Annotated in this window: 19 protein-coding genes; 9 read left to right on the forward strand and 10 right to left on the reverse strand. The window is 35.7% G+C overall.

Annotation, left to right across the window (positions count from 1 at the left end):
• The first annotated feature begins 122 nt into the window (after positions 1–122).
• A complete protein-coding gene (locus QWT87_RS08330) occupies positions 123–2,831 on the forward strand; it encodes a hypothetical protein (protein WP_302715662.1) in 2,709 nt (902 codons plus the stop codon).
• A 19-nt stretch (positions 2,832–2,850) separates the two neighbouring features.
• Here QWT87_RS08330 and QWT87_RS08335 read toward each other — a convergent pair whose 3' ends face one another.
• The 5 genes from QWT87_RS08335 to rpsL form a co-directional block, all read right to left on the reverse strand.
• A complete protein-coding gene (locus tag QWT87_RS08335) occupies positions 2,851–3,357 on the reverse strand; it encodes a low affinity iron permease family protein (RefSeq protein WP_302715663.1) in 507 nt (168 codons plus the stop codon).
• A 192-nt stretch (positions 3,358–3,549) separates the two neighbouring features.
• On the reverse strand, positions 3,550–3,855 hold the full coding sequence (gene rpsJ / locus QWT87_RS08340) for a 30S ribosomal protein S10 (RefSeq protein ID WP_002661363.1): 306 nt from the start codon (positions 3,853–3,855) through the stop codon (positions 3,550–3,552).
• 17 nt (positions 3,856–3,872) lie between these two features.
• A complete protein-coding gene (gene fusA / locus QWT87_RS08345) occupies positions 3,873–5,990 on the reverse strand; it encodes an elongation factor G (protein ID WP_087706507.1) in 2,118 nt (705 codons plus the stop codon).
• A 6-nt stretch (positions 5,991–5,996) separates the two neighbouring features.
• Positions 5,997–6,473: a 30S ribosomal protein S7 gene (gene rpsG, locus QWT87_RS08350; protein ID WP_066695920.1), complete on the reverse strand. Its 477-nt coding sequence runs from the start codon at positions 6,471–6,473 to the stop codon at positions 5,997–5,999.
• A 23-nt stretch (positions 6,474–6,496) separates the two neighbouring features.
• Positions 6,497–6,910: a 30S ribosomal protein S12 gene (gene rpsL / locus QWT87_RS08355; protein WP_027381287.1), complete on the reverse strand. Its 414-nt coding sequence runs from the start codon at positions 6,908–6,910 to the stop codon at positions 6,497–6,499.
• Between the two features lie 426 nt (positions 6,911–7,336).
• Between rpsL and QWT87_RS08360 the strand changes: the two genes are divergently transcribed.
• The 3 genes from QWT87_RS08360 (at position 7,337) to QWT87_RS08370 (ending at position 9,697) form a co-directional block, all read left to right on the forward strand.
• A complete protein-coding gene (locus QWT87_RS08360) occupies positions 7,337–7,813 on the forward strand; it encodes a Dps family protein (RefSeq protein WP_087706511.1) in 477 nt (158 codons plus the stop codon).
• A gap of 94 nt (positions 7,814–7,907) precedes the next feature.
• Complete coding sequence (pncB, locus tag QWT87_RS08365; RefSeq protein WP_116095808.1) at positions 7,908–9,086, forward strand: nicotinate phosphoribosyltransferase; 1,179 nt, start codon at positions 7,908–7,910, stop codon at positions 9,084–9,086.
• An 89-nt stretch (positions 9,087–9,175) separates the two neighbouring features.
• On the forward strand, positions 9,176–9,697 hold the full coding sequence (locus QWT87_RS08370) for a hypothetical protein (protein ID WP_302715668.1): 522 nt from the start codon (positions 9,176–9,178) through the stop codon (positions 9,695–9,697).
• 248 nt (positions 9,698–9,945) lie between these two features.
• Here QWT87_RS08370 and QWT87_RS08375 read toward each other — a convergent pair whose 3' ends face one another.
• The gene (locus QWT87_RS08375) at positions 9,946–10,119 is read right to left on the reverse strand and encodes a bacteriocin-like protein (RefSeq protein WP_157967225.1); all 174 of its coding nucleotides are present in this window, start codon (positions 10,117–10,119) and stop codon (positions 9,946–9,948) included.
• A 142-nt stretch (positions 10,120–10,261) separates the two neighbouring features.
• Between QWT87_RS08375 and QWT87_RS08380 the strand changes: the two genes are divergently transcribed.
• Complete coding sequence (locus QWT87_RS08380; protein ID WP_302715669.1) at positions 10,262–11,017, forward strand: DUF5995 family protein; 756 nt, start codon at positions 10,262–10,264, stop codon at positions 11,015–11,017.
• 49 nt (positions 11,018–11,066) lie between these two features.
• Here the strand turns inward: QWT87_RS08380 and QWT87_RS08385 are convergent, their stop codons facing one another.
• Positions 11,067–11,726: an SGNH/GDSL hydrolase family protein gene (locus QWT87_RS08385; protein ID WP_288462043.1), complete on the reverse strand. Its 660-nt coding sequence runs from the start codon at positions 11,724–11,726 to the stop codon at positions 11,067–11,069.
• A gap of 446 nt (positions 11,727–12,172) precedes the next feature.
• On the opposite strand from QWT87_RS08385, the gene rmuC reads away from it, so the two are divergent.
• Positions 12,173–13,681 carry a DNA recombination protein RmuC gene (gene rmuC, locus QWT87_RS08390; RefSeq protein ID WP_407933584.1) on the forward strand — a complete coding sequence of 503 codons (1,509 nt, stop codon included), beginning with the start codon at positions 12,173–12,175 and terminating at the stop codon, positions 13,679–13,681.
• A gap of 66 nt (positions 13,682–13,747) precedes the next feature.
• Positions 13,748–14,515: a TrmH family RNA methyltransferase gene (locus tag QWT87_RS08395; protein ID WP_302715671.1), complete on the forward strand. Its 768-nt coding sequence runs from the start codon at positions 13,748–13,750 to the stop codon at positions 14,513–14,515.
• Positions 14,516–14,639: 124 nt separating this feature from the next.
• Here the strand turns inward: QWT87_RS08395 and QWT87_RS08400 are convergent, their stop codons facing one another.
• The gene (locus tag QWT87_RS08400; protein WP_076391816.1) at positions 14,640–14,909 is read right to left on the reverse strand and encodes a hypothetical protein; all 270 of its coding nucleotides are present in this window, start codon (positions 14,907–14,909) and stop codon (positions 14,640–14,642) included.
• Between the two features lie 183 nt (positions 14,910–15,092).
• Here QWT87_RS08400 and QWT87_RS08405 point away from each other — a divergent pair, with 183 nt between their 5' ends.
• Both QWT87_RS08405 and QWT87_RS08410 read left to right on the forward strand, forming a co-directional pair.
• On the forward strand, positions 15,093–16,271 hold the full coding sequence (locus QWT87_RS08405; RefSeq protein WP_302715673.1) for a hypothetical protein: 1,179 nt from the start codon (positions 15,093–15,095) through the stop codon (positions 16,269–16,271).
• Complete coding sequence (locus QWT87_RS08410; RefSeq protein WP_302715675.1) at positions 16,255–16,836, forward strand: hypothetical protein; 582 nt, start codon at positions 16,255–16,257, stop codon at positions 16,834–16,836. Before QWT87_RS08405 ends, QWT87_RS08410 begins: the two co-directional genes overlap by 17 nt.
• Here QWT87_RS08410 and QWT87_RS08415 read toward each other — a convergent pair.
• Positions 16,785–17,360, reverse strand: coding sequence for a 5-formyltetrahydrofolate cyclo-ligase (locus QWT87_RS08415; protein WP_302715676.1), 576 nt, complete (start codon positions 17,358–17,360; stop codon positions 16,785–16,787). The genes QWT87_RS08410 and QWT87_RS08415 overlap by 52 nt on opposite strands.
• A 5-nt stretch (positions 17,361–17,365) precedes the next feature.
• A complete protein-coding gene (trhO, locus tag QWT87_RS08420) occupies positions 17,366–18,733 on the reverse strand; it encodes an oxygen-dependent tRNA uridine(34) hydroxylase TrhO (RefSeq protein WP_302715677.1) in 1,368 nt (455 codons plus the stop codon).
• Between the last annotated feature and the right edge of the window lie 53 nt (positions 18,734–18,786).

Raw genomic sequence — 18,786 nt, forward strand, 5'->3', positions numbered from 1 at the left:
GTAAATTGCATTATGCTTAAAAAGATAACTCTTACAGATTTTTAAACGAAACGGCGTAAGATTTATTTCAACTAAACATACATTCATTAAAATTATAAACTTAAAAAAACACCATTAACAAAATGAAAAAGTATTTTCTTTCGCTTGCGGTTCTATCGCTTTTTTACAGTAAAACTGAAGCATGCGCATGGTCTGATCCGGATTATGAATATTTCAATCTGTTTACGCAGAGTATCATCAAGGATAAATCTTACCTGCCTTTTCTTCACAGCTATTCCACCAGATTTTATACTGATTTTAAACAGTCCCAGATTCCTAATGAAAATGTGGATGCCTGGAAAAAATTCTTTAATAATCAACTAACTTTTGCGGAGACAGATTATCTGGTGAATAAAATGAACATCAATGATCTGAATGCTCTGAAAAATGGCAGCACGAACAATCAGCTTCTTACGAAACTCGGATTTGGTTTCTATTCTAAATATAAGGAAGCGATTGATTATCTTATTGAGGCAAAATATCTTGAACCGTACATGAAAATCAACTATGTTGAAAGTCCGGATTCTTTTTATTACCGTGAAAGCGAAAGTTCCCAAAATGCAACAAATCTTGATTACAATAAAACCATCACGGCATTAACCTCTCTTTACAATGCGGCAAAAAATCCTGAAATCAAACAGCGTTACGGATATCAGTTGGTGCGTTTCAACCATTACACAAGAAATTACGAAGCAGCGGTTGAAGCTTTCAAGAATTATGTTGAACCCATAAAATTAAGAGGAGCAACCTATTTTATGGCTCTCGATCAATTGGCGGGCGCACAACGCGGACTGGATCTGAAAAGTGATGCCAACTGGAATTTCTTTCAGGTTTTTATGAACAGTAAAAGCCGCAAAGAATCTGCCTTCGTGTCTATGAAACTTTCGGACACTGCTTCTTTTAATAATATTATGAAAAGAGCGGGAACAAATGAAGAAAAAAACATGGCTTATTTTCTTTTAGGCTATGAGGATTTCAACAATCCGATTCCGATCATGGAAAAAATGTTTGAAATAGATCCTGATTCTGAAATTCTGAAAGTGATGGCGGTGAGAAGCATCAATGAACTGGAAAGAAACTATCTTCCGATTTATTATTACACCAACAATAATGAAAAAACTGCGGTAAAAGTTTCTGCAAACACTACAGCGGATCAGCCAAAAACTGAAGTTGCGGAAGCTCCAAAAGAGGAAAAAATATCGTTCTGGCAGAAAATCGTGCGCTTTTTTAAGAAGTTATTCGGAGTTAAAGATAAAACGAGTACTGAAATGAAAGCAGATCAAAGCGATGATGAATTGCTGGACAACCCGAACAGAATTCCGGTTTTCAACAAGAATAATTATTACTATGACGATCAGACGAAAGATTTCTTAGATGATCTGGAAAAATTCACAAGCAAAACAAAAGAAAAATCTAAGGACGAATACTGGCAGATTGCAGATGCTTATCTGAAGTTCCTTAAGAAAGATTATAAAGCCAGTACGGAGATCTTATCAGACATTCAAACCAGCAATCCCGAATATCAGGAACAGATTAAAAGAATGAAAGTTCTGAATGACATTGTTTCCCAGCCTAAAATTGATGCGGATTTCGAAGATCATTTAATGAAAGATTATGCTGAATATTTTGTGGATAAACCGGAAGAGCCTAAAAAAGACAGTACGGAAACAGAATATGATTATTATGGTGAGGCTCCTTCTACAAAAGATTTCCTGAAAGATGTTCTTGCCAACCGATATTTCCTGCAGGGTGAAGACGGAAAATCTTTCCTGATGAGCAATACGCTTTCTGATCTTCAGTACAATCCCAACTCCAGTCTGGTAAAAAGTGTGGAAGATTTTTACAGAAAGCCGAACAAAACGAAATTCGAGGAACAGATTATTGCTAAAAATATTGATGATGTAGGAAATATCGATGCCTTTTTTGCCGTTATTTATGGTGACAGAGCCATGAGACAGGCAGATTTTGAGAAGGCTAAATCATACTACACAAAAGCTCAGAATTTCACAGGAATTCCTAGAATCAATTATGACTGGGACGGGAATTCTCAGAAAAAAACGCCTCATCAATACGGAGCTTCAGAATACAATGGTTTCCGAAGTATTTCGGATCTTGTTTTCGGGCATAATGTTTGGGAAAGTTATCAGAGTGCGCCAGAAGAAAGTATGGTGAAGGAAGATTTTTCTCAGTTTTCTTTCATTAAACCTATGATGAATAAACTTGAATTGGCAGATGCTTTAATTCAGCTTAAAAAAATAGGAAGCGGTAAGGACGAAAGATCAACAAAAGCCAATCAGCTCATTGGAAATCTTCTTTACAATACTTCTTCTTTGGGATATTACAGACAGTTATTTGTGATGGATGTTGACAATACGAATGGCGGAAAATATAATTTCTGGAGCACCGACAGTGAAACGCCGTATCAGTACTACTACAAGAACTTTACAAATACTACTTTTATTGAACCTGATAATTTTGATCTGGCAATTAATTATTATAAAAAAGCATTGAATACATCAACGGATAAAGAACAGAAAGCAAGAATTCTGTTTCAGATGGCAAGTGCGGAACAGGGGAAATATTATCAGTATGAAACTAAAAATCCTTCGAACGTAGACTACTCGGATCCAAAATGGAGCGAGAAAACGGATGCTTTCCAAAAGCAGTTAGATCAGATTAAAAATCAGAAATACAGAACGTATTTTGCCATGCTGAAAACGCAATATGCAGATACGGAGACTGCCAGAAATTTAATGGGAAGCTGTTCTTATTTCGGGTATTTTATGAAATAGTATTCAATAAAAAAAGGAATCAGATCGATTCCTTTTTTTTATTTTCTTTTTGCTGTTGCAACCACTCTTCATGTTTTTTTCGGAAAGCATCATGCTTCCGATCCTGATTTCTTTTGGCAGCATCAATAGAATGTGAAGAATGGATATCTTCATCTTCTTCTGCAAAATCTGCCAGTTTTTCATAGTAACAATGGAGCTGATCGAGTTCTTTCTCCGTTAGATCTTCAATATCCACAATTCTGTTGCTGGCTTTTTCATTCGCGGCGATCAGTTCATTTAATTTGATCTGAATGGCTTTCGAGTCTTTATTCTGTGCCTTCTGAATTAAAAATACCATCAGGAATGTGATGATGGTTGTTCCGGTATTAATTACGAGCTGCCATGTTTCGGAGTACTTAAAAATCGGTCCTGAAGCACCCCAGATAATAACGATTAAGGTTGCTCCGATGAAGGCGTAGGAACTTCCTGTAAATTTTGTTGCCCAGTCTGAAAATTTTTCGAAAAAACTTTTGTCTGAAGTTGCCATTTTTCTTGATATTAATACTTTTTAAACATCAAAAACTCCGCCGAAAAAACTGCGTTTAAAGATAAGTTAAAAGGGCATGAGTTTTATTTATATTGTATGGCTTGTTTCCAAAAACAAAATATGACAATACATAAAAAAATCCGCTCCCCGAAAGGAACGGATTTTATATAATCATTGCAAAGTATGCAATTATCACACTTTAATTTCAACATCTACACCTGAAGGAAGTTCTAACTTCATTAGAGCATCAACAGTTTTAGAAGAAGAAGAGTAGATATCCATCAATCTCTTGTGAGCTGATAACTGGAACTGCTCTCTTGCTTTCTTGTTTACGTGTGGAGATCTCAACACTGTGAAGATTCTCTTGTTGGTTGGCAATGGAATTGGTCCGTTTACAACAGCACCAGTAGCCTTTACCGTTTTTACGATTTTCTCTGCAGATTTATCTACCAAGTTGTAATCGTAAGATTTAAGTTTTATTCTGATTCTTTGTGACATTTTAATCTAATTTAATATTAACCTTTAGCCTTAGCGATTACTTCTTCAGCAACGTTTGTAGGAGCAGCTTCGTATTTCTCGAATTCCATAGAAGATGTTGCTCTACCTGAAGATAACGTTCTAAGAGAAGTTACATAACCAAACATTTCAGATAGTGGAACGAAAGCTTTGATAACTTTAGCGTTGTTTCTGTCGTCCATACCGTTTACAGTACCTCTTCTTCTGTTAAGGTCACCTACGATATCACCCATGTACTCTTCAGGAGTTACTACTTCAAGCTTCATGATTGGTTCCATGATAACCGCTTTAGCAGCTCTACCAGATTCTTTGAAACCTAGCTTCGCAGCCAATTCGAAAGATAACTGATCCGAGTCAACCTGGTGGTAAGATCCATCTTTCAATGTAATCTTCATAGATTCTACCTCAAATCCAGCTAAAGGACCGTTCTTCATTGCTTCTCTGAATCCTTTTTCAACTGAAGGAACAAATTCCTTAGGAATGTTACCTCCTTTAATTTCGTTGATGAATTCAAGACCTGTTTTACCTTCGTCTGCAGGACCGATTTCGAATACGATATCCGCGAATTTACCTCTACCTCCAGACTGTTTTTTGTAAACTTCTCTGTGGTTAGCTTTTTGTGTAAGAGCTTCTTTGTATTCTACTTGCGGCTGACCTTGGTTAACCTCTACTTTGAACTCTCTTCTCATACGGTCTACGATGATATCCAAGTGAAGCTCACCCATACCTGAGATAATAGTTTGTCCTGAAGCCTCGTCTGTCTTAACCTGGAATGTTGGATCTTCTTCAGCTAATTTAGCTAAAGCGTTACCCATTTTATCCTGGTCAGCTTTCGTTTTAGGCTCAACAGCGATACCGATTACCGGATCTGGGAAGATCATTGATTCAAGAACGATTGGGTTCTTTTCATCAGATAATGTATCTCCTGTTTTAATATCTTTAAATCCTACAGCAGCACCAATATCTCCAGCCTCGATATACTCAACCGGATTTTGCTTGTTTGCGTGCATCTGATAGATTCTTGAGATTCTTTCCTTGTTACCAGATCTTGTGTTTAGTACATAAGAACCAGCATCCAATCTTCCTGAATAAGCTCTGAAGAATGCTAATCTACCTACGAACGGGTCAGTAGCAATTTTGAAAGCTAATGCAGCGAAAGGCTCCTCAACAGATGGTTTTCTTTCGATATCAGCGTCAGTTCTTGGATCTGTTCCTTTGATATTGTCCTTATCCAATGGAGAAGGAAGATATTTACAAACAGCATCAAGCATGAACTGTACTCCTTTGTTTTTGAAAGAAGATCCACAAGTCATTGGAATGATAGAAAGATCGATAGTCGCTTTTCTTAATGCTTCGTTGATTTCCTCTTCAGAAATTGAATCAGGATCTTCGAAGAATTTCTCCATCAAAGTCTCATCATAATCCGCTACAGCTTCTACTAATTTCTCTCTATATTCAAGAACTTCATCCTTCATGTCTTCAGGAATCGGAACTACTTCATAAGTAGCACCTTGTCCTGCTTCATCCCAGATGATCGCTCTGTTCTTAATTAAGTCTACAACCCCTTTGAAATCTTCTTCAGCACCGATTGGTAAAACGATTGGAACTGCATTAGATCCTAACATTTCTTTTACTTGTTTTACAACGTTCAAGAAGTCAGCACCCTGTCTGTCCATTTTGTTTACGAATCCCATTCTCGCAACTTTGTAGTTGTCAGCCAATCTCCAGTTTGTTTCAGACTGAGGCTCTACTCCATCTACTGCAGAGAATAAGAATACCAAACCGTCCAATACTCTCAAAGATCTGTTTACTTCTACAGTGAAGTCAACGTGTCCCGGTGTATCGATAATGTTGAAGTGGTAAGGTTTTGTTTCAGGTAATTTCTTACCTTGATCTGTTGGGAAATTCCAGTTACAAGTAGTTGCAGCAGAAGTAATCGTAATACCTCTTTCTGCTTCCTGTTCCATCCAGTCCATTGTAGAAGCACCATCGTGAACCTCTCCAATTTTGTGGTTTACACCTGTATAGAATAAAATCCTTTCTGTAGTGGTAGTCTTACCTGCATCAATGTGAGCAGCAATACCAATATTTCTTGTAAATTTAAGATCTCTTCCCATTTCAGATTAGAATTTGAAGTGTGAGAAAGCTTTGTTTGCTTCCGCCATTTTGTGAGTATCTGTTTTCTTTTTGAAAGCAGCACCTTCTTCTCTTGAAGCAGCTACTACCTCATTAGCTAATTTTAAAGCCATAGACTTATCATTTCTCTTTTTAGAGTAGCTAATTAACCATTTCATTGCCATAGAAATTTTTCTATCTGCTCTGATTGGCATTGGGATCTGGAAGTTAGCTCCACCTACTCTTCTAGAACGTACTTCTACGTGAGGCATAACATTTGTTAATGCATCTTTCCAGATTTCAAGGGCTGTTTTTTCAGAATCTCCTTTTTTAGTTTCTACGATATCCAACGCATCATAGAAAATTTTGAATGCGATTGACTTCTTACCGTCAAGCATTAAATTGTTTACGAATCTCGTTACCAACTGATCATTAAATTTTGGATCTGGTAACAACGGTCTTTTTTTCGCTTTCGTCTTTCTCATTGTTTCTGTACCTTATTTAATGATTATTTTTTCTTTCCTTTTGCTGGTGCAGCTGGTGCCTGACCTGGTTTAGGTCTCTTAGCTCCGTACTTCGATCTTCTCTGCGTTCTTCCATTTACACCTGCAGTGTCTAATGCACCTCTTACGATGTGGTAACGTACTCCCGGTAGGTCTTTCACCCTTCCGCCTCTAACCAATACTATCGAGTGCTCCTGAAGATTGTGTCCTTCGCCCGGGATATAGGCATTCACTTCTTTACCGTTAGAAAGTCTTACCCTTGCAACTTTTCTTAGTGCAGAGTTAGGTTTCTTAGGTGTAGTAGTATATACTCTCGTACATACACCACGTCTTTGTGGACAAGAATCTAGGGCAGCCGATTTGCTCTTCTTGGCAAGCGTGGCTCTTCCTTTTCTTACTAATTGTTGAATAGTAGGCATTTAATTGCTTTTTATTTTAGGGTGCAAAAATAGTAATATTTTTTTAATTAACAAGCAGTTATATAGAAATAATATTTTTATTTAAAATTTAATTAACAGATACTTACGGTTTAATCCACGATTGTGACTTGTACGTTTCGGTTCCACTTAAAATTCCTTACATTCTATTTAAGTTTATTAAGATTATTTTTATTAATTGAAATGGATATTGTTAAAATAAGTAGCATCGACTACAATTTTTGATTTAATATATAATATGTATACAGAAGAACTTCATGAAACTGATGTTGCAAATTAGAATGCAAAGATTATTATATTTAAATTCATTCTAAAAATATCAAAGATAAGTATCATCAATCACGAAACCGCATTTTCGGCACAATATTTACTTAATATTGTTACAGAAAAATAAACTACAATAGAGATATGAAAAACGCCAACATTATCGGTCTTAAAGAAACCGACTGCAAAAAGATTTCAGAAAAATTAAATATTCTTTTAGCTAACTATTCTGTATTTTATCAGAATACAAGAGGCTCTCACTGGAACATTAAAGGAGATCAGTTCTTTACCCTTCACCCAAAATTTGAAGAGCTTTATAATAGTCTTGTTTTAAAGATTGATGAAATTGCAGAAAGAATTTTAACATTGGGTGCTACACCGGCTCACAATTATTCAGATTACCTGAAAGTATCAACCATAAAAGAAAGCGTGGAAGTAAGCGATGCTACAAAAAGTGTTGAAAACATTTTAAATTCATTTAAAGTGGTAATTGATCTTCAGAGAGAACTTTTGGATATGACGGAAAAAGCAGGAGATGAAGGAACCAACTCGCAAATGAGCGATTATATTACAGAACAGGAAAAAGAAGTTTGGATGTACAACTCCTATCTTGGAAAGTAAAGAAAGAAAAAATATCCGGAAAATTTAAAAAAATCACCTTACATTTAGGTGATTTTATTTTTAATAACTATATTCGCGTACAAATTACACAATTATGCACAACGTACGATTAAACTCTATCCTAGATAACGACTTTTATAAAATAACGATGCAGAATGCGGTAGTAAAATTATTCCCAAGTTCTGTGGTAAAATATGAATTCATTAACCGTGGAAAACATCAGTTTCCTGAAGGTTTCGATATTGCCTTAAGAGAAGCGGTTAATAAAATGGCAGAACTTAAGCTGACAAAAGACGAAAAAAAGTTCATGGCAAGAACCTGCCCTTATATTGATCTTCCCTATCTTGATTTCCTTGAAGGTTATCATTATGATCCTTCCGAAGTTAAAATTCATCAGGAAGGAAACGATCTTTCCGTAACCGTTGAGGGATTATGGTACCGAACGATACTTTGGGAAGTCCCATTATTAGCTCTTATCAGCGAGCTTCACTACGAAATGAACCACATGGAAAGAGACTCTAATGAAGTGGTGATGAACAAAACATTGGAAAAAGCTGAAACACTGGCAAAACTGGGCGTTAATTTCGCAGAATTCGGAACCCGCAGAAGACACTCTCATAAAGTTCAGAATCTGGTTATGGAAGCTTTAACACAAAAGAAAGACTCTACATTCATCGGTTCTTCTAATGTACATTTCGCCATGAAATACGGTGTAAAACCTATCGGAACCCATGCTCATGAATGGTTTATGTTCCACGCAGCAGAATACGGTTTTAAAATGGCAAACGAACTGGCTCTGGAACATTGGGTGGATGTTTACCGTGGAGATTTGGGAGTTGCGCTTTCAGACACCTACACAACAGATGTTTTCTTTCAGCAGTTTGATAAAAAGTTTGCGAAACTCTTCGACGGTGTTCGTCACGACAGCGGCGATCCTCTGGAATTTGCAGATAAAACCATTGCCCATTATGAAAGACACGGCATTAATCCGCTATTTAAATACATTATTTTTTCAGACGGTTTAAATCTTGAAAAAGTAGAAGAAATCACCAATTACTGCAAAGGAAAAATCGGAGTTTCTTTCGGAATCGGAACTAATCTTACCAACGATGTCGGCTTAAAGCCAATGAATATTGTCATGAAACTTATCGGCGTTCAGGCTCCGAACAAAGAATGGATTCCAACCGTAAAATTATCCGATGAACATGGAAAATATACCGGAGATCCTAAAATGATTGAACTGGCGAAGGAATTTTTAAGAATAAAAGAGTAAAATAATTATGAAGAATTATTTTAGTTTTTAATTAAAAAAACGGAACGCTTCCAATAAATATAAAAAGACGATTTCTAATCATAGTCTTAATGAGAAAACTATCTTTCGTTTTATTGTTACTATCATTAATCAACTGCAAGAATAAATCTTCCGTATTTGAAGTAAAAATAAATCATGTTTCAAAAAATATTATTAATGAACTTAAGCATTTAAAAGAAGAGGAAACCAACTTTTCCGGATTACTTTATAAAGATGAAAAATACGAAGTGCGGAAAAGCTGCTCCGGTGAATGGGGAGGAACTGTTTATTTTAAAAACAGACAAAACAATGTCATTCATTATGCAGTGGCAACCTGCCCTGTTTCTGTAAATAAAATAAACGGAAAATATTACGTTTCGAATTCTTTGGCGCATATGATGGGATTTTCAGAGATTCTTGAAATTGCAGATCCTGAAAAAATGGCAACAACACAAAAAATTCCGGTTTATCATCCTGATATTATAACTCGCGAATATGAATCAGAATCAACTTTAGGAACAAAAAAAATTCTTGATACAACAAGAGTTCTCATCGTATCAAGTTTCGTTTATAACAAAAACTGTATTCAATAATTTCAGGTATTGACGGAACAAAAACAACCATTTCGGAATTAAAAAATAACCGGTTTGAAACAGCAACTGAACTTCCTGAAAAGATTTTTTATTCAGAACCCATTATTGTTAAAAAAGCAGAGAATGATCTTGAATTATATTTCCAACATCCCCAAAAAGGAATTATGAAAGTTCATGATAATAAAATTCAGATAACGTATTACGAAAAATAAAAAACTGGCTGTCAAAATTATGACAGCCAGCTTTTTCTAATAATCAATGCAAATGTAAGGTTTACGCGCAAGTACACAACAATAAGGATTACTGCAGAAGGTATATCCCGGATTACAGACTCCGTATTCTAAAGGAACTTGGCAGTTTTCATAAGCGCCACCTGCAATTGCTTTCAGCTCTTTTCTGTTTAAAGACTTTAAATTTTTCATAGTATTTTGTTTAATTTGCTCCTACTCTTAAGATTTTCGGACACCTCTATAATAATTCCTTTTGTGGAGATTTAAATATACAAAATATTTTTACACAAAAATTTACACAAGGTTTTCTTATCTTTATAAAAAACAAAACATCATGAAAACCATTGAAGAAGTTCTGAAAAAATTAGACGAAATCATTATCTGGGCGAAAGAAAATCAAAGTCCGGTCGGATATTTTGCCTGTACCTACAGAATTATGACGGCGCAGGTTCTGAAAGGAATTCAGCAGAAAAAATTTGAAGACAATCCGAGAATGACTGTACTGGATATTGCTTTTGCCACACGTTATCTTGAAGCTTGGGAAGCTTATTCGAAAGGACAAAAATGCACCAACTCCTGGTTTATCGCTTTTGAAGCCGCAAAAAACAAAAATCTGCTCATCTTACAGCACATTTTCTTAGGCATGAATGCACACATCAATCTCGATCTGGGAATTTCCGCTGCATCCATTATGCCCTACCGAAAAATCAATCCGCTGAAAAAAGATTTTGAAAACATCAACAATGTGATTGCTTCCATTAACCAGAAAGTTCAGGATTCTTTAAACATGATTTGTTATCCAGTAGAATTAATTGACAAACTTTCCAACGGAAAAGACAACGTTATTTTGGATTTTGCCATTTCAAAAGCGAGAGATACTTCATGGGCAACTGCCGTTATCGCGTCAAATACGCCAAATTTCCTACGCGAGAACGTGATCGGAATTGTTGATTATGCAGCAGCAAAAGTTGCCACCCAAATTTTGAATCCTAAAATCCTCACTCCTTCTTTATTAAAGGAATTGAAAAAATGTGAAAGCAATGACGTGGTAAAAAACATAGAAATTTTAGCCTCCACCAAAAATGTTTAAGTTTCTTATGTAACCTTACCATTAATTTAATCCGATCCAAATAAGATTCTTAGTTTTTACCCAGCTTTTTCATAAGAATAGCTTCCATCTTTTCGTAGCCTTTTGCCGTAGGATGAATTTCGTCTTCGGTGTAGATCTTATCCAGTCCGTTTCGGGAATCTTTCATTTCGGAATGATAATCCACGTACGGAATATTGTTCTTTTTCGCATACGCTTCAATCATTGTATTCAGGGCAATTACTTTTTCCGCAGGATGCATATCTTTTCTCCAGCCGAAATCGTAAGCAGGAAGCACCGAACAAAGCACCACTTTAATATTATTCGCTTTTGCGAGCTCCACCATCGAAACAATATTTCCGAAAACTTTATCCAGAGAAATCGGCCCCTGATTTTCGGCAATATCATTGGTTCCGGCAAGAATAATGACTCTTTTTGGTTTTAAATTGATCACATCTTCACGGAATCTTAAAAGCATCTGCGAAGTTACCTGTCCGCTGATCCCTCTTCCGACAAAATTATTTTTTGTAAAAAATGATGGATCTGTGGAAAACCAGCCTTCCGTAATAGAATCTCCCATAAAAACAGAATTTGGAGCCGTTTTTTTGGCTACAACTTCCCGATTTTGCTTTTCATATTTCGTATAATTGGCAAAATCCTGTGCGGAAAACAAGGCTGAAAACATAATGGCCGCAATGCTTAAGAATTTCATGAAACTTATTTTTGATTTGAAAAGATGAAATAACGGAAAACAAATTGATCCTGCAAATATCTTTTCCGAAAAACTAACATTTTTAGATGATTAATTTTTAACAACAATATCACAAAACATTTTTAATTTTTTATTACACCAAAAGCTTTGAATATCGTAATCAACATATTATAATTGAATATCCGTTAAACAACCTATTACTATGCACTGAAATGAAAATCAATTATTTATAACAGGCACTTCGACAAGCTCAGTGTGAAACCTCTAATACTAAACGCTTAATTTCTAGCGATGTCAAGCTGAGCCTGTCGAAGCTTTAGGTTAATAAACGTACAATCAATATTATAACGATCTTTTAAACCTTTTGCGGCTAAAAAATAATTCCTAAAATAAAACTTACGGTTTTCCATAAAAGAAATCAATTTTCCTTTTTGTAATTTTGAAAAATGGAGATGACATATTTAATTATAGGATTTATAGCCGGAGGAATTCTTGGTGCGGTTATTTTATACTTCGCCCAGAAATCTTCTACCGTTTCGAGGAATTCTTACGATGAACTCAATAATTTACACATTAAAAACAGTTCCGATTTAGAAAATTCCAATCAGAAAATTCAGGAATTAACACAAAATATCAGCAGGGAAAAAGAAATCAATGCACAGCAGAGCGACCTTCTGAATGATCTGAAAAATGAATTTGCCAAAATTTCTGCGGAATACGCTTCTTTAAACACTCAGTTTTCCGAACAGAAAGAATTTAATGCGAAACAGAATCTTCAGATCGAAAATCTTTTAACAGAAAAACAGACTTTGTTTGCAAAAAACTCCGAGCTTTCCGCGATTAACGAAAGCTTACAGAAATCTTTGCAGACGCAGAAAGAAGAGATCGCAAAAATTCAGGAAGAATCTAAATTGCAGTTTGAAAATCTAGCCAATAAAATCCTTGAAGAAAAGACGGAAAAATTCACCACCTTAAATCAAAACAACCTTAAAACCATCCTTGAACCATTTCAGGAAAGAATCGTGGAATTGAAAAACCGCGTGAATGAAGCCTACGAAAAGGAAAACAAAGAGCGTTTTTCTCTTGCCGAAAAAGTAAAAGAATTAGCAGAACTGAATCAGCAGATTTCTGAAGATGCGAAAAAACTGACGAGAGCTCTGAAAGGCGAAAGCAAAACGCAGGGAAACTGGGGAGAAATGATCCTCGAAAGCATTCTGGAAAAATCCGGACTGGTAAAAGGTAGAGAATATTTCCTTGAACATGAACTTCGTGATGAAGACAACAAAGCATTGTTCTCAGAATTTTCCGGTAAAAAAATGCGCCCCGATGCCGTTATAAAATATCCCGATGAAAGAAATGTTATCATAGATTCTAAAGTTTCGCTCACAGCTTTTACCGAACTGGTAGACGAAACCGATCAGGATGTTTATTTAATGAAACTCAATCAGCATTTATCTTCTATTAAAAATCACATTACCCAGCTTAGTCAAAAAGCATATGATGATTACGGAAAATCTCTGGATTTCGTGATGATGTTTATTCCAAGCGAACCGGCTTATATTGCAGCAATGCAGGCAGACCAGAATCTTTGGAATTTTGCCTACGAAAGAAGAGTTCTGCTTTTAAATCCAAGCAATCTGATTACTTCTTTAAAACTGATTGCCGATCTCTGGAAACGCGAATACCAGAACAGAAATTCTATGGAAATTGCGGAAAGAGGGGCAAAACTGTATGATAAATTCGTAGGTTTTATCGAAAATCTGGAAAAAGTAGGAAAAAATCTAGATCAGGCGAAAAACGTTTATAATGATGCTTACAAGCAGCTTTCAACAGGAAATGACAATTTGGTGATCCAAACCCAAAAGCTGAAATCTTTGGGGATAAAAAATAAGAAAGACCTTCCGCAGAGTCTGGTAGAAAACTCCCAGACCGCACTGGAAAATTTAGAAGAATAAAATTTACAACCTCAGATCGGCTCTGAGGTTTTTTATTTAACTGCAAATTTTAACTAATTTTGCAGGATGTTAATAGAAAGCTTTCAGAACGAAAAAGTAAAATACGTTACCAAACTTCTTAGTGATAACAGATTCCGTAAGAAATCGGATGTTTTTGTGGTGGAAGGACAGCAGGAAAACGACCGCGCTCAGAAATATCATTTTGAACCGGTAGAATTTTTTATCTGTGAAACTATTTTTCAGAAAGAACTTCCCAAAGGAAAAATTCATCTCGTTAGCGAAAAAGTGTACGAAAAAATCGCCTATCGCGGAACTTCGGAAGGAATTATCGGGATTTACAAAACAAAAGAAGCCGATCTATCTTCGTTTAAACCAAAGGAAGATTCAACGATCATTATTGTAGAAGGTGTTGAAAAACCGGGAAATCTGGGGGCTATTTTGCGCAGTTGTGAAGCTTTCGGTATTGATGCGTTAATTGTTTCAGACGGAAAAACCGATTTTTATAATCCGAATGTAATCCGCTCAAGTGTAGGCTGTTTATTCGGAATGGAAGTTTTTCAGGCAGAAAACCATGAAACATTAGATTTTCTTCAGAAAAACAATTTCAATATTTACACAACGATCATGGATGAAACTGCCGAAGATCTTTACAAAAGAGATTTCAAGCAGAAATCTGCCGTTCTATTCGGGACAGAACATTCGGGATTAAGTAATTTCTGGATCGGGAAAGGAAAAAATACACTGATTCCGATGGCAGGAAGCATTGATTCTTTAAATCTGAGCAATGCTGTTGCCATTACGTGTTACGAAACACTGAAGCAGAAGAAGGGGTAATTTGGTTGTTGAGGATTGGTTGATGGTTCATCGTTGATCGCTAACAAACCAACAATTACTAAACATATAAGCATAAAAAAACCGTTCCACTGAGTGAAACGGTTCTTTTATTTTTAAGCTTAGATTATTTCTTAGCAGCTTCTTCTTTCTTAGCTTCAGCTTTGATTTCTTCTTTAGCAACTTTAGCGTCAGCTTTAACTGAATCTTTAGCAGCATCAGCAGCAACAGTTACTGAATCTTTAGCAGCGTTAGCTGTAGAATCGATAGCTGTAGTAGCAGAATCTGTAGCAGCAGCAACTGAATCTGTAGAAGCTTCAGTAGTGTTAGCTTCAGTTTTTTTACAAGCAACTAGAGAGATTGCAGCGATAGCAGCTACGAATAATGACTTTTTCATAATAAATTAAATTTAATTTTGTTAATATTGTTTTATAAAATCTTTTTCTGTTCTGTTATTTGAACAAGACAAAGGTATAGCAGATAGAAAATTTGTTTAGGAAAAATAATTGTAATACCTTTGTAAAATAGTTTTACAAAATAACATTACTGATAATCAATAATTTAATCATTTTAAAATAAATTGACGGACTTAGATCTATTACATTTTGAGCAGTTAAAAAAGGATGTCCAGGCTCAATATCTGAAAGAATACACTCCTTCCTATGACGATATTTCGAAATGGAAGGGTATCGACATCATTTATTTTCAGGAAGATCTCAGAAAAAAGGCAAAAGGGAACATCAGCGAAAAATCTTTTTATACCTATTTTAAGAATTCGCCGGTTACCAAACTGCCAAGAATCGATATGCTGAATTTACTCAGTATTTATGCAGGTTACGACTCATGGTATGAATTCAAAAAACAGCATCTTTTTGCAGGTGAATTGCTGCAGGATGATGAAGATTTGAAAGACAATGAACTTAAAGAACTGGAAAAAACAGTTTCTGCATCACTCGATTTGCCAAAAGATGACGATTTACCTAAAAAACAGGAATTTAAAACCCCTGAAAACTCAGATTTACAAAAATCAATAATTGAAAATCAATTAATTACTAAAAATTCAGAGACTGAAAAAATTTCCTTAGCAGAAGTTGAAAAACCCAAGAAAAATTTCATCAGAAAGAATGTTTGGGCAATTGTCACCACTATTTTGGTAATTCTTACCGGACTTTTAGGATTTAAAGATGCGATCTTCCAAAAAACTTATGTGTACTGTTTTACGGATGCCGACAGAAATTTAAGTATTCAGCGTGAAATAGAAATCAAAGTGATCAAGGAAAACGAATCTCCAATTCTTTATCGGATAAAACCCGGAGAATGTTTCAGATATGCCACAAAGGACAAAAATCTTAAAATGCAGATCAGTTCTCCGTTTTATGAATATCTGGAAGTGAACCGAAACTTAGAAAATGCCCCTGAAGAGGAGACCATCGAGCTGAAACCCGATGATTATAAGATGGCGCTTTATTATTTTTCAACAAAGGATGTAAAGGGAGAAAATTCGCAGGAACAGAATGATCTCATCACCCAAAAAAGAAGACAACTGGAAAACCGAATCAGCAATAACGCCGTGATCACTCAGGTTTACGACAGTGATATTTACGGACTTGAAACCTTGGATAAGGAAGATTACATTACCTTAGTTACCACACCTACAACATCACTTAAAAACCTTAATGTTATCGAGATGAAGACGGATAACAAAGGGAAAATCGTATCTATTAAATTTAAAATCTCAGCCAATGAAAACAATAAATAACTTTTTGTTTTTTATCATATTAATAGGATTCACCATGACTTCGTGCATTAAAAAAGAAGAAAACGGAGGACAGAGTGATCTGGAAAAGCTACGAAATACGAACAACAAAACGGTAAAAATGGACAGTACTCAGGCTATCAATTCCATTACTTCGCAAAAAGTACAGGATGTGCTGGATTTGTCTACGTTATATCTTTCCGGACAGAGAAATACGGAAATTGACACGGCAATTTACTCTAAAATAGAAAAGTATTTCCAGAAGTCTGATTCTACTACCTTTAAGGATCTTTTTAAAGAGCTTGAAAGCCTGAATGTAAAAAAAGTACGCGTAAGCAATCTGAATGTTTTCCAGAAAATTAAGGAAAAAGACACGCTGAATTTTGCCAAATTCAATGTGGAATATTTTGGGGATAAAAATAAATCTTTGGGAAATTTTGAGCGAAATGCACAATACACTTTGGTATCAAAACCTTCTCAGAAAAGCAAGGAATTTAAATTTTACTTTGTGAAATTTTACTCTGATGCTCCTGAAAAAGACAGTACCGCATCGGGTGTCACCAAATAGTCGAGCGGAATATCATTTTCCCAGACATCATCAATATTTTCTTCGGGGTTAAAATAATTAACTCCGATTTTTTTTGTCTTTTCCGAAAGCGTTTCAAAAAAACCATCGTAGAAACCTTTTCCGTAACCTACTCTATTTCCTTGTCTGTCGCAGTATAAAAGGGGCGTAATTACAAAATCAAAATCCAGAATACCTGAATCTTCATCAGAAACAGGTTCGGAAATTCCCCAGTTATTCAACTCAAATTTAGAATCTGCAAAAATTTCTACCGAAATCAGTCTTGTATCGACAATTTTAGGGACAAAAACACGGATCTTTCTGCTTAAAAAGTAGCTGACGAAAATCTGGGTATTTACTTCCCTAAACTTCTCAATCGGAATAAAAATATGGATTTTCTGGTTTTGAGAAGGTTTGAAATATTCAATGAAATTTTTAAAAATCTTTTCAGATAACAATAAAGCCTCATCAATCGACAAGGCTTTTCTTTTTTGCATATATTTTTTTCTTAATTCTGCTTTTAACATAGTGTTTATGCGTTTTCAGAATCAAGGATTTTGTACAATTTATCCGACAGACGAACTCTGAAAGGCAGTTCGAAAGTAATCTGATCTCCTGCTTTTGCTGTGTCGCTGAAAGCTCCGTTCACAAAAATCTGAGAAATGGTTATTTCCTGATCTCCTGTTGTCGGACCGGAAATTAATACTTTATCTCCTACTGCAAGTTCATTGTTTTCAATTAAAAACTGAGCAATCTTAGATTTTGAATAATAATGCTCCGCTTTTCCGATTAATGTCTTTTTAACTTTTATTTTCTGACGGATATCTTTTGTTTCAGCTTTTGCTAAAGGCTTATCTGGTAAATCTCCGGATTTTTTGAATTTCAAAGCTTCAGATTTTCCTTTTCTGAATACTTTATTTCCTACCTGAAGCCCCTTTCTTTTAGCAACCTGCTCTTCCCAAGGCAAATGGATCGTTTCCTGACATTCTGTCGAACAGCAGTTTTCCATCGCTGCTTTACATTCATCACACTGGATAAACAGTAAATGACACGCATCGTTCGCACAGTTCGTATGATTGTCACACGGTTTTCCACACTGGTGACACTGCGCAATAATGTCATCGGTAATTCTTTCGCCTAATCTGTGGTCGAATACAAAGTTTTTACCGATAAACTTACTTTCTATGCCTTCTTCTTTTATCTGACGGGTGTATTCTATAATTCCGCCTTCCAATTGAAATACATTTTTGAAACCCTGATGTTTGAAATAAGCACTCGCCTTTTCGCAACGGATTCCTCCGGTACAGTACATCAAAAGGTTTTTATCTTCTTTGAAATCCTGTAGCTGCTCGTTGATAATCGGCAGACTTTCTCTGAAGTTTTCCACATCCGGAGTAATTGCTCCTTCAAAATGCCCGACTTCACTTTCGTAGTGATTTCTGAAATCTACGACAATGGTGTTCGGATCTTCAAGCAAACTGTTAAATTCTTTTGCTCTTAAATGAACGCCTTTATTGGTAACATCAAAAGTCTCATCGTTCAGACCATCGGCTACGATTTTGTTTCTGACTTTGATGGTTAATTTTAAAAAGGAATGATTGTCCTGCTCCACTGCTACATTCAGACGAATGCCTTTCATGAAATCGTATGCTTCCAGGGTCCCGCGAAATGCTTCGAAATTATCCGCAGGAACGCTCATCTGAGCGTTAATTCCTTCATGCGCTACGTAGATACGACCAAGTGCATCGAGTGCATTCCAGGCTATAAATAAATCGTCGCGAAATTTTTTGGGATCTTCAATTTTGGCATACGCATAGAAAGATAGGGTAAGGCGCTCTTTTCCGGCCTCATCAATTAGTCGAGCTCTTTCTTCTGCGCTTAAGGTGTTATACAGTTGCATGCTATAAACGTTTTAAGTGAGAAAATTTTTGCAAAGATAATTATTTTCAGATT

Source organism: Chryseobacterium urinae, assembly GCF_030518295.1.
Lineage (GTDB): Bacteria > Bacteroidota > Bacteroidia > Flavobacteriales > Weeksellaceae > Chryseobacterium > Chryseobacterium mucoviscidosis.

What these genes read in the sequence shown, in the direction of transcription:
- QWT87_RS08400 (WP_076391816.1), bottom strand. Translation starts at nt 14,909, where the DNA reads ATGAAAAAGTCATTATTCGTAGCTGCTATCGCTGCAATCTCTCTAGTT.
- QWT87_RS08410 (WP_302715675.1), top strand. Translation starts at nt 16,255, where the DNA reads ATGAAAACAATAAATAACTTTTTGTTTTTTATCATATTAATAGGATTC.
- QWT87_RS08360 (WP_087706511.1), top strand. Translation starts at nt 7,337, where the DNA reads ATGAAAAACGCCAACATTATCGGTCTTAAAGAAACCGACTGCAAAAAG.
- QWT87_RS08395 (WP_302715671.1), top strand. Translation starts at nt 13,748, where the DNA reads ATGTTAATAGAAAGCTTTCAGAACGAAAAAGTAAAATACGTTACCAAA.
- QWT87_RS08385 (WP_288462043.1), bottom strand. Translation starts at nt 11,726, where the DNA reads ATGAAATTCTTAAGCATTGCGGCCATTATGTTTTCAGCCTTGTTTTCC.
- rpsL (WP_027381287.1), bottom strand. Translation starts at nt 6,910, where the DNA reads ATGCCTACTATTCAACAATTAGTAAGAAAAGGAAGAGCCACGCTTGCC.
- QWT87_RS08330 (WP_302715662.1), top strand. Translation starts at nt 123, where the DNA reads ATGAAAAAGTATTTTCTTTCGCTTGCGGTTCTATCGCTTTTTTACAGT.
- QWT87_RS08380 (WP_302715669.1), top strand. Translation starts at nt 10,262, where the DNA reads ATGAAAACCATTGAAGAAGTTCTGAAAAAATTAGACGAAATCATTATC.
- pncB (WP_116095808.1), top strand. Translation starts at nt 7,908, where the DNA reads ATGCACAACGTACGATTAAACTCTATCCTAGATAACGACTTTTATAAA.
- QWT87_RS08375 (WP_157967225.1), bottom strand. Translation starts at nt 10,119, where the DNA reads ATGAAAAATTTAAAGTCTTTAAACAGAAAAGAGCTGAAAGCAATTGCA.
- rmuC (WP_407933584.1), top strand. Translation starts at nt 12,173, where the DNA reads ATGGAGATGACATATTTAATTATAGGATTTATAGCCGGAGGAATTCTT.
- fusA (WP_087706507.1), bottom strand. Translation starts at nt 5,990, where the DNA reads ATGGGAAGAGATCTTAAATTTACAAGAAATATTGGTATTGCTGCTCAC.
- QWT87_RS08370 (WP_302715668.1), top strand. Translation starts at nt 9,176, where the DNA reads ATGAGAAAACTATCTTTCGTTTTATTGTTACTATCATTAATCAACTGC.
- rpsJ (WP_002661363.1), bottom strand. Translation starts at nt 3,855, where the DNA reads ATGTCACAAAGAATCAGAATAAAACTTAAATCTTACGATTACAACTTG.
- QWT87_RS08335 (WP_302715663.1), bottom strand. Translation starts at nt 3,357, where the DNA reads ATGGCAACTTCAGACAAAAGTTTTTTCGAAAAATTTTCAGACTGGGCA.
- trhO (WP_302715677.1), bottom strand. Translation starts at nt 18,733, where the DNA reads ATGCAACTGTATAACACCTTAAGCGCAGAAGAAAGAGCTCGACTAATT.
- QWT87_RS08415 (WP_302715676.1), bottom strand. Translation starts at nt 17,360, where the DNA reads ATGTTAAAAGCAGAATTAAGAAAAAAATATATGCAAAAAAGAAAAGCC.
- rpsG (WP_066695920.1), bottom strand. Translation starts at nt 6,473, where the DNA reads ATGAGAAAGACGAAAGCGAAAAAAAGACCGTTGTTACCAGATCCAAAA.